The following is a 13,988-nucleotide window of genomic DNA, read 5'->3' as shown; positions in this document are numbered from 1 at the left end:
CTCGTTCTAGTTGGTTCGACACCATGATGAGGAAGAGGATGGCAACATCCTCTTTTCTTTTGCTCCCTGTCATAATAATTGATTTCTCTCATATCCAAATCGAATCAGTTGAGTTAACTTAATATATACAAAAACATAACAAATCTATGGTTCGCGATTTATGTCTTCTACTGCAGAAAATAAAGAACTTGATTCTGCCGCGCAAATTTTACGTTTGGCCGTGCCGCAAATGTCTGCCCTCGATATTCCTGTTACTCCTGAAAATTACACTGTTTGGTATGAATATTTTGCAGGTACAAATCTCGATTTAAATCGCGCGATTGATGGTTTTTTGGCGAATTCTGTCTCTTTTACCAAGGAAGTTAATACCAGTCTTTATAAAACCTTTATCCAAGAACAGTCACCAGAAGTGATTGAAAATGTTCAGATTGAAACACAAATCTTGATCAATAGCCTGTTGAATAAAATCAGCCAGTTGAGTCAAGGAACCGCGGCATTTTCTGGCTCATTAGCCGAGTTTGGTTTGCGATTACAAACTAATCCCGATATCAATACCTTGAACGAGCTGGTTGATGGTGTGGTCGATGAGATGCAGATGCTACTTATCAACAACCGTGAGATGGAGCAAAGTCTGTGTACCATGGGTCAAGAAGTGCAAAATCTTAAATCTGAAATGGAAAATCTTAGCCTCGCGGCGATGACAGACCAATTAACGTCTCTGCATAATCGCCGCGCCTATGAATTGAGTATTCAGGATCAAATCTACCGTTCACAAGATCACCAGACCCGCTGTAGTCTCTTACTGATTGATATCGATAACTTTAAAGCCTTTAACGACACCTATGGTCATTTGACCGGCGATAAAGTATTGGCCTATGTCGCATTAGCCTTAAAGCAATGTGTGCGTGGGGATGACTTTGTTGCGCGTTATGGCGGCGAAGAATTTGTGGTGGTGCTACCTAACACCCATTTTCACGACGCATTGCAAGTGGCTGAAAATCTGCGTGAACGTATTTCTGAGCGACGTTTAACGGTAGGGAAAGACAAAAAGCTTTCCCTTGGCGCGATTACTGTCTCGATTGGGATGGCCTCATTGCAACAGGGGGATGATGCTGAAACGCTGTTTAGTCGCGCCGATAAAGCACTGTACCAAGCTAAGTCCGAAGGTCGTAACTGTGTTAGAGGCTGAGAATGTGGGGGCGAGTGTCGATGTTTCAAGGCGTTAAGTATTAGCTCGGTCGCTATTTCGTTAAATAATCATTTACTTAGGATAACAAAACGCCGCAATGATTTGCGGCGTTTTTGTTCGTCTGGGTAGGTGCTATTGATCACTGGGCGGTTTTAAATCCATGTGCATTTTGATCAAATGCTCCTCCATATCGAAGGTCACTTTAAAACCGAGACTCTTGGCAAGACTGGCCATATTGCGATTCTCAAACATGGTAAAGCCAGTGAGCACGGGCGTGTCGTTGGCCTGATAATATTTGATTAGTTTTTCGAGTAACAACTTACCTAACCCTATACCTTGATGATCGCCACGCACCGCCATGGCAAACTCGGCCTCGGTATTATCAGGGTCAATAGATGCACGCACGGCACCTAAGGTGATGTCATCGCCATCGGGTCCCTTAGCTGTGGCGATAAAGGCCATCTCACGGGCGTAATCGATTTGAGTTAATACCGCCATTTCTTCATGGGTCATTTTCGAGCGCACCCCAAAATAGCGTTTGTATCTGTCTTCATCGGATAGCGAATTATCGAAGGCCAAATGTTTAGGCTCATCTTCGGGCAAAATCGGCCTTAGCATTACCTTAAGGCCATTTTTAAGCTCAGCGAATTCTTCTAATTCCTTCGGATAGGGCATGATGGCCATCCGCGATGAACTGTCGGCATTGGCATCATGCAAACGGATATTCACATCGAGCAGAGTGATGTTTTCACCCGCGGCCAGTACTGGGTTTAAATCTAACGAGGCGATTTCAGGGCAATCGATAATAATATGGGATATTTGCGTTAACATCACGCACAGGGCATTCATGTCTAGGCCCAGTGGTAAATGTCTGTCTTTTAACTTATGGGTCTTTAACGCTTGGATCACCATATAACGCGCCAGTGCCATATTCAGGGGAGGCAGGGCAACGGCAGCATCATTGGTGGGGTCCCATTCTGAGCCACCTTCGCCAAGGCAAATCGCCGGACCAAAGACGGGATCGCTTATCACGGCCACGCGGATTTCCTGCGCGCCAGCGGTCAACGCCATTTTCTGCACTATCATGCCTTCAATAATGGCTTCGGGATTGGCTTGATGCACCCTCTGAGTAATCGCATTCGCGGCGTGGTGGATATCTTCAGCCGAGGTTAAATTGAGCATCACTCCGTGCACATCGGACTTATGCAAGATGTTAGGGGATTGCACTTTTAACGCTAAGGGATAGCCCGCTTCATTCGCAATGGCCACCGCTTCATCGGCATCTTTCACAAACCAAGTGTCTATGGTGTTAAGCCCATAAGCACGCAAAATAGGGCTGGCCTCATGGGTTTCCAGTACCGATTTTCCTTTAGCTTGAGCCGCTTGCAGTAATTTGCGCGCCGTGAGGCTATCTGTCGGAATATTATCGGGGATCGATTGCGGCACTTCTTGCAGCAGTTTTTGGTTACGACGGTATTCAACCATGTGCATAAAGGCACCCACAGCACCTTCGGGTGTACGGTAGGTGGATATACCGCCCTTAGTGAAGCGTTTTCGTGCCTGATAAGCCGAGTCTTCACCGCTCCAGTTAGTCAAAATATTGAGGCGATTCTTTTTGGGATGCGCGTGGATCACACTCACCAAAGCATCAGCTATCTCAACACTTTCACCGAGTGCTGAAGGGGAGTGCAAGACCAAAATAGCGTCAAGTTCATTGGAATCCATCAAGATAGTCAAAGCTTTAGCATATCGTGATGCGTTCGCATCACCAATGATATCGATGGGGTTTTGCCTTGACCAAGTATTAGGTAACACGGCTTCTAATTTGGCTATTGTGTCTTCTGATAATTCCGCCAGTTTACCGCCGCGCATAATGAGTTCATCTACCGCTAATACGGCAGGACCGCCACCATTACTGATAATCCCTAAGCGCTCACCTTGCAGCGGATTGGAATGCGCTAAACTTTCAACCGCGGCAAACAGTTCAATTAAATCGTTAACCCGCAACATACCTGCACGGCGAAACGCCGCTTCATATACTGCATCGTTACCGCCAACACCGCCCGTATGCAATTTTGCGGCGCGGGCACCTTCGGCGCTACGGCCCGATTTAATCACTAGAATTGGTTTATTGCGTGAAGCGGCTCGAGCAGCCGAGAGGAAATGGCGCTTCTCATTCACTGAGTCGATATAAAGCATGATGGCGCTGGTGCGGCTATCGCGGCCAAGGTAATCGAGCAGTTCGTCAAAATTAATGTCGGTGGCATCACCGAGGGAGATAAAGGAGGAAAAGCCAATACCTTTGTTATTGGCCCAATCGAGTACCGTTGTACAAATAGCAGCCGATTGAGACACAAAGGCTATTTTGCCCGGTAGGGCGCTGGCGTGGGCTAAGCTGGCGTTTAATCCCAATGGGGGTAATAGCATTCCTAAGCTATTTGGCCCCAGAATACGCATCCCGTAACGCTTAGCATTTTGCATGGCAAGGTCGAGCAGGCTCACGCCATCTTCGTTAAATTCCTGCGCCATCCCCGCTGCCATAATAATGGCCACCTTACAGCCAAATTGCGCAAGGGTTTCAACGATGGCGGGCACACGGCAAGCGCGGGTACAAATAACCGCTAAATCGGGTTTGATGGGTAAGGCTTCAATATTGGGATAGGCGAGCACACCCATCACTGCCCGATACTTAGGGGTGACTGGCATGATAGGCCCAGAAAAACCACTCGATAGTAGGTTTTTCATCAGCACATTACCCGCGCGTTTTTCGGTATTCGAAGCGCCGATAATGGCAACGGAAGTCGGTTTAAATAAGGAGTGTAATGTACGTTGACTCATAAGCGATTCCATCCCAATCAATGACGCTTCCAGTGTAACCTAGGGTATGAATACTGCACAGTTAAGTTTCGGGTTCTATAAAGGCAAGTTTATTAGCAAATCATGAATTTACAGCAATTTACTGAAGATTTGCGCCCAATACAGAGGTTTTCTAACGGGATAACTGCATTTTCCGCATTGCCACACGTAACAATGTGAAAAATTTCACTTTCATGTTTGAAAATTGCTCAGTACCAAACTACTTTTTAATCACTGTACAATTATTGTGAAATAGATATGACATACAAGGATGGGGTCGTTGCAGTGAGTGCGGCAGGCATTGGATATCTGCTTAGCTTAATGACATTCTGGGCTATGGGGCCGATTATTTCCGTGTTGATTATGTTGCTGTGGCAATCTTTTCAGCACAAGCAAATGCAATCAGTTCAACAGCATGATGATAAGTCCTCAAACACCCATCTTGCCGCCGATTGGCAAGCCCACGTCAATCTGTATCAAGAAACGATCACCACACTCAACAGTTGTGAATCTAACATTGATAGCGTGCTGACAGTGCAGGGCGATGCGGTCAATTTGCTAAGCGAATCGTTCGATGGCTTAGGGCGGTTGATGACAGAGCAAACTGGGTTTATTTCAGATCTCGTAAAAAGTGCCGACGATGATGAGTTATTCCATTCAGATCAAATGAAGCAATTTGCCAATAATACCTCAATGACGTTAGAGCGCTTTATTCAAACCACAGTAGATATGTCAGCATCGACCATGGAGTTGTTGGAAAAAGTCAATCTCATCTACGAGGCCATGCCCCAAGCAATGAAAGCCTTACAGGATATAGATCAAATCTCTTCCCAGACCAATTTACTCGCCTTAAATGCGGCAATTGAAGCGGCGCGAGCGGGCGATGCAGGCAGGGGATTTGCGGTTGTGGCCGATGAGGTGCGGGCTTTATCTACTCGAAGCTCAGGCTTTAGTGAAGGTATACAAAAACAGCTTAGATCGATTCAAACTCAGATTGAACAATTAACCGTACACGTGAGTAAAGTTGCCGCTCAAGATATGACTTATATCATTGATGCAAAGAAAGATATTGATACTGCACTTAAACATATTATTGTCAAAGCAGAGAAGGATTCTCATGTGATAGCACGCATAGATTCATCGGCACATGAACTCGAACAGGCCATTTCAGATACGATTCGAGGCTTGCAGTTCAGTGATATCACTTCCCAAAGTCTGATTTATACCAACCAATCCTTAAGTCATTTAAAAGAGTCACTCAATCGTGTTGCCACTATGTCACAACAGGAGTTTGGCATTCAAGGTGATGACATTTCGACACAAATGAGTCGCCGACGCCAGGAGACGCATAATCCCGTATCGAGGGATCAAATAACCTGTGGTGAAATTGAACTCTTTTAAATAGGGATATCACAATGTCAAATATTCAAACGATTCCATTGCCAGAACGCTTTGATTTCTATTATCACAAAACATTTACGTACAGCTATCAAAGCATCATTAAACTGGAAGGGATTAATCATATTATTCTCGATTTTAGCCGAGTGCTTTATTTGGACAGTTCCGCTTTAGGTATGATGGTACTACTACATCGTAAGGCACAGGAGCTACATATTTCGACCTCTATTAAAGGTGCGCATGGTCAAGCTGAGGAAATACTCAACATTGCTAACATGCAGAAACTCTACATTATAGAGAATTGCTAGTCATGAAATCATTAATAGCAAAGAAGAACTATATATTAGTCATCGATGACGATGTTATGATGAGCCAGACAATTAGTGACTTTATTCATGGGAAAGGTTACCACATCATTGTGTGTAATAATCTTGAGGAAGCTTTCTCAGAGTTGTCACAATATAAGATTGATCTTATATTGATTAATTTTTGGCAGCCAGATGGTACAGCTCTAATTTTACTTGAACATTTAAATGAAGAAAAAATAACAACTCCAGTCATAGTGATCAGCAATACTAAGGGACATCAGTCCGTATTAGAATGTTTTCGGATGGGCGTATTAGATTTTGTTGTTAAGCCAATTAACCTTGAGATATTTTGGTATAAAGTCGAGTGCTTATTAACTCGGGTTAAGTTACAGCATGAAGTTAAGCTACAAAGAGTTGAACTTGAAAAAATGCTGTATGAGAAAGCCAGAGAAGAAAAAATGGCTAGGAACTTATTCGAGCACTTAGTCAATATTGATAATACCCAATTCGAGTTTGTTCGTACTTTCTGCCAGGCAAGTGCCAATTTTAGTGGTGACATAATCCTTAAAGGGTTAGCTCCTAATGGCAATTTTTTCCTTATGCTTGCAGATTCAACGGGCCACGGATTAAGTGCAGCAATGCCAATTATGCGTGTTGCAAGTACATTTAGAGCCATGGTTTCAAAGGGGTTTTCATTAGCAACGCTAATATATGAACTGAACTCAAAAGTACATAGAGAAAATCCTGATGATCGCTTTGTTGCTTGTATTGTTTTAGAAGTCGATTTTTATCGGAAAAAAATACATATTTGGAACGGCGGCATGCCACCCGTATATATCAAAAACCATCTTGAAACTGAAACAGCCTCAGACCAATATCCTATAAAAAATATCATAAAATTCAAATCAACAAACATGGCTCTTGGAATTTTGCCCTCCCAAACCTTCGTGGCGGATATTGCTACGGTTGATTTACCCGTTGTCGGCCATGCTTGTTTATTTAGTGATGGATTAATTGAACAATACACTAATGAAAACAAACCATTCGGCATTGAAACTTTAAACTCATTATTTATTCAACACGCGAGTGAGCTTATCCCATACTTAACAGAAAACTTTAAAAACGTTTTCGATGGTAAGCCTATAACGGATGATATTACAGTATGCACATTAGACTTTGAACGATTGAGTGAGTGGCATCAACAGTATGATATCTGCCTTGTTCGGTCAAATATGGATGGCGAATTTGATTGGGAGGTCAAACTCGCTGGGCCTATGTTGTTAAGTGCTGAATATTTGAATTCTTTGAATCAATTCTTAGGTATGTTTGGATTTGCGACAAGTTTTTGCCAAAGGGTTTTTACAGTGGTTGCCGAACTATTTAGTAATGCTATCGATCATGGTGTACTAAAATTAGATTCTCGGCTAAAAAGTGATCCGGATGGTTTCGAACTGTACCATAGTATTAGAGACAGTTCTTCAGCACGACTCACAATGAATGATTGGGTAAAAGTGAGTTTAGTTTGGTGTTCCATAACGAATGAGTTGCATATATGTGTGGCAGATAGTGGTCAAGGATTTAAGGGGTATAAAAATAAAGTTGTAGATATCCCTCAGCTTTCTGGACGAGGACTCTCACTGGTGAAAACATTATCTAAGACCTACGAATTAGTATCACCAGGAAATATAACGAAAGTCATAATGGAATAGCGCATGAGTAAAAAAATATTAGTGGTTGATGATTCCGCTGCGATTCGACAAATGGTCGAAGCGACCCTTAAATCGGCTAACTACCAAGTGGTACTGGCCAAAGATGGCCGTGAAGCCCTTGATCTTTGTAATGGGCAAAGATTTGATTTTATCCTGACGGATCAAAATATGCCGCGAATGGATGGACTGACCTTAATTAAATCCTTACGTGCTATGTCGGCATTTATGCGCACTCCGATCATTATGCTCACGACGGAAGCGGGCGATGACATGAAGGCGCAAGGAAAAGCGGCAGGTGCGACGGGATGGATGGTAAAACCCTTTGATCCTCAAAAGCTGTTAGCGATTACGGCTAAAGTGCTGGGTTAACTGCAACGGGGTGCGCTATGTCCATCAATATGGCCGAGTTTCATCAGGTCTTTTTTGAAGAAAGTCATGAACATCTTGAAAATATGGAACAATTGCTATTGGCATTGGACCTTGCTTCTCCCGATCCTGAAGAACTGAACACGATTTTCCGTGCTGCCCACTCGATTAAAGGTGGCAGTGGTATTTTTGGTTTTACCGCACTGACCAGTGTCACCCATGTGATGGAAAACCTGCTGGACATGACCCGCAAGGGCAACTTCCAACTCACCTCATCGATTATCGATTTACTGCTGAGTACCGTTGATACGCTATCCCATATATTGAGCCTGTACCGCGAAGAAGAACAAATTGATTGGCAGGAGGTGGAATACAGTAAAAGCCAATTGGTGGCAGCGTTAAATGGTGAATCCTTTAGCTCATCGGTTGCAGTACGAAATGGCACTGATATCGCTAACACTCCTGTGACTCCAACTCTCAATGCAGAGCCTTCTGCACTAGTGGAAACCGAGGATGAGCTGGGTTTTGGATTTTTCGAAGATGAAATGGAGCGCGATATTGTTATCGAAGGTGAAGACTTTGGATTTTTTGAAGAGGCTTATCAAGCTGAGGATATTAGCGTTGAGAGTTTAACATCTGAGGTTAGTGTCAGTGTTAATAGTACCGCAGAGCAGTTAGTTACTGCCTCTGATGATGAATTGGGTTTTGGCTTTTTTGAGGCATTAACCCCTGAATCCTTCGCCAATGAAATCGAGTTACTGAGCTCAAAGCCAGTGGAACCTGCGGCAGCTAAACCTGCCACAAATCGAGCGAATCAAGTTAAGGTGACCGCTAATACTCAAGCAAAACGTAGCATATTTAAAGAGAAGGAAACAGATCCCAAAGCACCGCCAGCTACCAGCGTGTCTGCAAGTACAACAGTAGCACCAAGCTCGACCGCAGCACTCAATCCAGCCATTACGCCAAAAAATACTCAAGTTGAGGTGAAAGCAGCGACTAAAAAAACCGCCGCGTCAGCTCCGGATGCCACCTTAAGGGTCGAAACCTCCAAAATCGATACTCTGGTCAATCTGGCGGGCGAATTGGTCATAACTCAGTCTATGTTGACTCTGATTGGGAATGAGTTGACTGGCGAGATAGGCGAGCGCCTTAAGACTGCACTCAATGAATTGGAACGTAATACCCGTGAGATGCAAGAGGCAGTGATGTCGGTGCGTATGCTGCCGGTATCCTTTGTGTTTAACCGTTTCAACCGTTTAGTGAGGGACCTTTCTGAGCAACTGGGTAAAAACGTCAATCTCGTGATTGAAGGTGGCAACACAGAAATTGACAAGGGCATGATTGAAAAGCTCGTCGATCCGCTGACCCACTTAGTGCGCAATAGTTTAGATCACGGCATCGAAAAACCTGAAAAACGGCTCGCAGCGGGTAAATCCGAAGTGGGCGTGTTATCCCTTAAAGCCAGTCAAAGGGGCGGTAATATCGTTATCGCTGTGCACGATAACGGTGCAGGTTTACACCGTGAGCGCATTATTCAAAAGGCGCGGGAAAACGGTTTGCAAGTGGCTGATAACAGTAGCGACAAGCAAATTTGGCAATTGATTTTTGCCGCAGGATTCTCAACCGCGGAGGAAGTCACTGATGTGTCAGGCCGTGGTGTTGGTATGGATGTGGTGCGCCGTAATATTGAAGCCTTAGGCGGACGCATTGATATTGAGTCCACTGAGGGCCAAGGCTCAACCTTTGAAATCCAGTTGCCACTCACGCTCGCCATTGTCGATGGTATGACGGTTTCTGTGGGAAATCAGATCTACATTCTGCCCTTAGTGCACATCATAGAATCTATTCAGCCGCAAACGGAACAACTTAAATTTCTCGCCAAAGAAAGACTCTTAAAAGTACGTGAAGAGTACTTACCTCTGCTCAATCTTTATCAGCTGATGGAAATTGAGCCCAATGCCCGCTGCCCAGAAGAGGGCATAGTCGTATTGCTCGAAAGCAACCACAAGCGCTTTGGCCTGTGCGTTGATGCCTTAGTTGGCCAGCAGCAAGTGGTGATTAAAAGTCTTGAAAAACATTATCGTAGGATCCCCGGTGTTTCCGGCGCCACCATCATGGGCGATGGCAGCGTCGCGTTGATTCTCGATGTCGAATCACTCGCTCTGCACATTAAAAATTAAGGAAATAGCCATGGAGAGTCGATCAACTATGACCGCCAAAGTGGAATACAACGCCCATGATGAGGTGGAGTTTTTAAGCTTTATGTTAGGCGAAGAGCACTATGCCCTCGATATTATGTCCGTCAAAGAAATCCGCGGCTATGAGTCGGTCACTAAAATCGCCAACGCCCCTAGCTTTATAAAAGGCGTGATTAATCTACGCGGTGACATAGTGCCCATAGTGGATTTGCGGATGAAATTTGCTGTTGGAACAGCCACTTATAACGAGTTCACTATCGTTATTATGCTCAACGTGTTTGAACGTATTGTTGGCATAGTGGTCGATGCCGTCTCCGATGTGATTAAGCTGTCGGCGGAGGAAATTTTACCTGCCCCAGAATTTGGGGTGGCGTTCGATAGCCGCTACCTCAAAGGCTTAGCCACGGTCGAGGATAAGATGATCATTTTAGTAAATATTCAGGCTCTGATCAGCAGTGATGAGCTGGGTCTAATTGATGCAAATAGTCTGACTGATCAGGAGTAACAATAATGAGTATCTTCAAATTTTTTGGCAATGATGAGGCGCGTGAGCAAAGGGATGAAGAGCGTCAGCGCTATTTTCAGCTACTTGATAACAGTGGCAACAGCTTTATGATCGCTGACAGTCAGCGCAATATTATTTATGCGAATAAAGCCGTCGTCCGTTTACTGCAAGAGGCAGAGGACGATATTCGTAAAGAGTTACCTCAGTTCTCGGTTGCCAAACTGATCGGCAGTAATATCGACATTTTCCATAAAAATCCTGCACATCAGCGTAATTTATTAGAGCGTCTAACCCAATCCCATACCGCGCAAATCACCATAGGCAAACGTACCTTTAGGTTGATTCTGACACCGATTATCACCGCTGAAAATAAACATTTAGGTACAGGTGTTGAGTGGATAGATCGCACCGAAAGTATCGAAGCCGAGCGAGCAACCCAGCGCATCCTCGAAGCGCTCAATAATACCAGTACCAACGTCATGATAGCCGATGCTAACCGTACGATCATTTATATGAATCGCTCGGTCGAAACTATGTTGCGCCATTCTGAAAGTGAGATCAGACAAGCCTTACCGCATTTTTCCGTAGATAAGATCCTCGGCAGCTCGATGGATATCTTCCACCGCAATCCTGCTCACCAAGCAAGTTTACTCGATAAATTAGACCGTAAATATGAATCGCTTATTAAGGTCGCGAGTTGCCATTTTCGCTTAACGGCCAGCCCCATAGTGTCTAAAGAAGGTGAGCGCTTAGGCACTGTAGTTGAATGGCTCGACCGCACCATTGAAGTCCAAACCGAGCAGGAAATTTCCCGCATAGTCACAGCCGCAGCGGCGGGTGATTTCTCCCAAAGGGCGGAAACAGATGGCAAGCAAGGTTTCTTTTTAATGCTGGCGAACAATTTAAACTCGTTAATTGAAACCTCGGAACGTGGATTGCAAGATGTGGCTCGGGTGCTGATGGCGCTTGCGGATGGTGATTTGACCACTCGTATTTATAACGACTATGAAGGCACCTTTGATGATTTGAAAAATTACTCAAATCAAACTGCTGAAAAGTTATCCTTCATGATCCAAGATATTCAACGAGCCGCGGATACCATCAATACCGCTTCGGCAGAAATAGCTCAAGGCAACGCTGATTTATCCAGCCGCACCGAAGAACAAGCTTCGAGCCTAGAGCAAACCTCGGCCAGCATGGAGGAACTCACAGGTACAGTGAAACTCAATGCGGATAACGCCAGTCAAGCCAATGCCTTAGCCTCTAAAGCGGCTGAAGTCGCTGTGGACGGTGGTGAGCTTATTCAGCAAGTTGTCCAGACCATGGCATCGATTAATGAATCGGCGCGTAAGATTGCCGACATTATTGGTGTTATCGATGGCATTGCTTTCCAAACCAATATCTTAGCGCTCAATGCTGCGGTTGAAGCGGCGCGGGCGGGCGAACAAGGCCGCGGTTTTGCTGTGGTCGCGTCAGAAGTGCGTAGCTTAGCCCAACGTTCGGCCAATGCAGCTAAAGATATCAAGGCACTGATCTCGGATTCTGTGTCTAAAATCGAGAGTGGCAACAGCCTTGTCGGTAAGTCCGGCGATACCATGAAGGAAATTGTCATTGCCATTAAACGGGTGAACGACATCATGGCGGAAATTGCCTCAGCCTCTAATGAGCAGGCCATCGGTATCGATGAGATCAGCAAAGCCGTAGTGCAAATGGATGAAATGACGCAACAAAATGCGGCATTGGTTGAAGAAGCGGCCGCTGCAGCGGAAAGCATGCAATCCCAAGCGCAGCAACTCTCAGACAGTGTCGCCAGTTTTCGCGTGGACGACGAAGATGAAGCCCCAAGACGCAGCAACGCGAGATTAGCGGCGCCCAAAGCGAAGGCGATGAAACCCATCAAACAGCAGCTTCAACCTATGGCAAAATCAAGGGTGACAGAGAAACCTAAAACCAATGCGATGAAGCCCATGAAGCAAGATCAAGATGAATGGGAAGAATTTTAATTGAGTGAAAACAAACCATTGGAACGAGAGTTTACCTATACCTCGGTGCACTTTAATACCGCGAGGACGACGCTGTACCGCTTAGCGGGGATCAAACTCGCCGATAGCAAGGATGCTATGGTGTATAGCCGTTTAGTGCGGCGGATCAGAACATTGAAATTAGCCGGATTTTCGGCTTATTTTGAGTATCTGCTAAGCCATGAAAACGAACACCAAGAATTTATCAATGCGTTAACCACTAATCAAACAGCATTTTTTCGGGAACCGCATCACTTTGAAGTGTTAAAGCAATATTTAATCGATAACCCAGATACCCGCAGGATCTGGTGTGCGGCCAGTAGCACAGGGGAAGAACCATACTCGATTGCGATTGCTGTCGCTGAACATTTCAACAGTTTTAAAACGCCTATCGAGATCATTGCTTCCGATATCGACAGCGGCGTGCTTAAAAAGGCTGAAATGGGCATTTATCCCTTAGACAGGATCGATACAGTCAGCGATATCCGCAAGAAACGGTTTTTTCACCGCGGACGCGGTTCACAGTTGGGCAATGTGCGCGTTGTGCCCGAATTAAAGCAGATGCTCAAGTTTACCCGCATCAATTTACTCGATTCTTTTTGGCCGCTAAAAACGCCAATCGATGTAATTTTTTGCCGTAATGTAATGATTTATTTCGATAAAGAAACGCAGGAAGTCATATTAAAACACATGATGAACTCCCTTAGCGAGGATGGGCTTTATATTGCGGGACATTCGGAAAATTTTAATATGTTTCCGCAGATTATAACGGCGGTTGGACAGACCACTTATCGAGCAGCGAAAGGGAGTTCGAGTGCTAAAACCTAATATCGAATATGCCGTTACAGAACCGAATCGCTACCATGATAGTCATTTTGGTTGCGAAGCGGTGAAGATCTTACCCGGCGAATATTTTGCCACCCGTGAAAATACCATGATAGTGACAGTGCTTGGCTCCTGCGTGTCAGTGTGCTTGTATGATCCTAAGCTCAAAATCGGCGGGATGAATCACTTTCTATTACCAAGCGATAACAGTAATAGCACTGGGGTGCTCGCCGACTCTGCCCGCTACGGTGTGTATGCAATGGAACTGTTATTAAATGACTTACTAAAACTCGGTGCACGTCGAAGTGCAATTGAGGCAAAGGTATTTGGTGGCGGCAACATGTTGCAAGGTTTTACACTGCATAACATTGGTGAGCGTAATGCCGAGTTTGTCATTGAATATCTTAATACGGAAAATATCCCGATTATTGCCGCCGATTTACTCGATGTGTATCCGCGCAAAGTGTATTTTTTCCCCCATACGGGCAAAGTGAAAGTTCGCAAAATTAAATCCATGCATAACAGTACAATTCTTGATAGGGAAAGTGAGTACCGTTTACGGGTTCGTAATTTACCTTCGGGCGGCGACGTTGAACTATTTGGTGATTAAGTT

General features: G+C 44.8%; 11 protein-coding genes. 10 read left to right on the top strand and 1 reads right to left on the bottom strand.

The genetic code is table 11. The annotated features are described in order from the left end of the window. Positions 1-160: 160 nt before the first annotated feature. On the top strand, positions 161-1,189 hold the full coding sequence (locus AAA952_RS05670) for a GGDEF domain-containing protein (protein ID WP_028759897.1): 1,029 nt from the start codon (positions 161-163) through the stop codon (positions 1,187-1,189). Between the two features lie 132 nt (positions 1,190-1,321). On the opposite strand, the gene AAA952_RS05665 is transcribed toward AAA952_RS05670, so the two are convergent. Next, entirely contained in the window at positions 1,322-4,027 is a 2,706-nt protein-coding gene (locus AAA952_RS05665) for an acetate--CoA ligase family protein (RefSeq protein WP_338255193.1), read from the bottom strand. Between the two features lie 276 nt (positions 4,028-4,303). Here AAA952_RS05665 and AAA952_RS05660 point away from each other — a divergent pair, with 276 nt between their 5' ends. From AAA952_RS05660 to cheD, 9 genes are read left to right on the top strand one after another with little or no spacing between them, the layout of a single operon-like run. Next, complete coding sequence (locus AAA952_RS05660) at positions 4,304-5,446, top strand: methyl-accepting chemotaxis protein (protein ID WP_338255191.1); 1,143 nt, start codon at positions 4,304-4,306, stop codon at positions 5,444-5,446. A 14-nt stretch (positions 5,447-5,460) separates the two neighbouring features. Next, positions 5,461-5,751 (top strand): STAS domain-containing protein, encoded by a 291-nt coding sequence (locus AAA952_RS05655; RefSeq protein WP_011846801.1) that lies wholly within the window; start codon positions 5,461-5,463, stop codon positions 5,749-5,751. Positions 5,752-5,753: 2 nt separating this feature from the next. Next, entirely contained in the window at positions 5,754-7,460 is a 1,707-nt protein-coding gene (locus AAA952_RS05650) for a fused response regulator/phosphatase (RefSeq protein ID WP_338255188.1), read from the top strand. A gap of 3 nt (positions 7,461-7,463) precedes the next feature. After that, complete coding sequence (locus AAA952_RS05645) at positions 7,464-7,829, top strand: response regulator (protein WP_011846804.1); 366 nt, start codon at positions 7,464-7,466, stop codon at positions 7,827-7,829. Between the two features lie 17 nt (positions 7,830-7,846). Then, positions 7,847-10,006, top strand: a complete 2,160-nt coding sequence (locus AAA952_RS05640) for a chemotaxis protein CheA (protein ID WP_338255184.1) — start codon at positions 7,847-7,849, stop codon at positions 10,004-10,006. Between the two features lie 10 nt (positions 10,007-10,016). Then, positions 10,017-10,529: a chemotaxis protein CheW gene (locus AAA952_RS05635; protein ID WP_049821692.1), complete on the top strand. Its 513-nt coding sequence runs from the start codon at positions 10,017-10,019 to the stop codon at positions 10,527-10,529. Positions 10,530-10,534: 5 nt separating this feature from the next. Next, positions 10,535-12,532: a methyl-accepting chemotaxis protein gene (locus tag AAA952_RS05630; protein ID WP_173496898.1), complete on the top strand. Its 1,998-nt coding sequence runs from the start codon at positions 10,535-10,537 to the stop codon at positions 12,530-12,532. Continuing rightward, on the top strand, positions 12,533-13,378 hold the full coding sequence (locus tag AAA952_RS05625; protein ID WP_338255178.1) for a CheR family methyltransferase: 846 nt from the start codon (positions 12,533-12,535) through the stop codon (positions 13,376-13,378). Then, positions 13,365-13,985, top strand: coding sequence for a chemoreceptor glutamine deamidase CheD (cheD, locus tag AAA952_RS05620; RefSeq protein ID WP_338255176.1), 621 nt, complete (start codon positions 13,365-13,367; stop codon positions 13,983-13,985). The genes AAA952_RS05625 and cheD overlap by 14 nt, the downstream gene beginning before the upstream one ends. Positions 13,986-13,988: the final 3 nt, after the last annotated feature.

It is taken from the genome of Shewanella sp. M-Br (assembly GCF_036245925.1).
Lineage (GTDB): Bacteria > Pseudomonadota > Gammaproteobacteria > Enterobacterales > Shewanellaceae > Shewanella > Shewanella oncorhynchi.
This window is presented reverse-complemented; position numbering and strand designations above follow the sequence as displayed.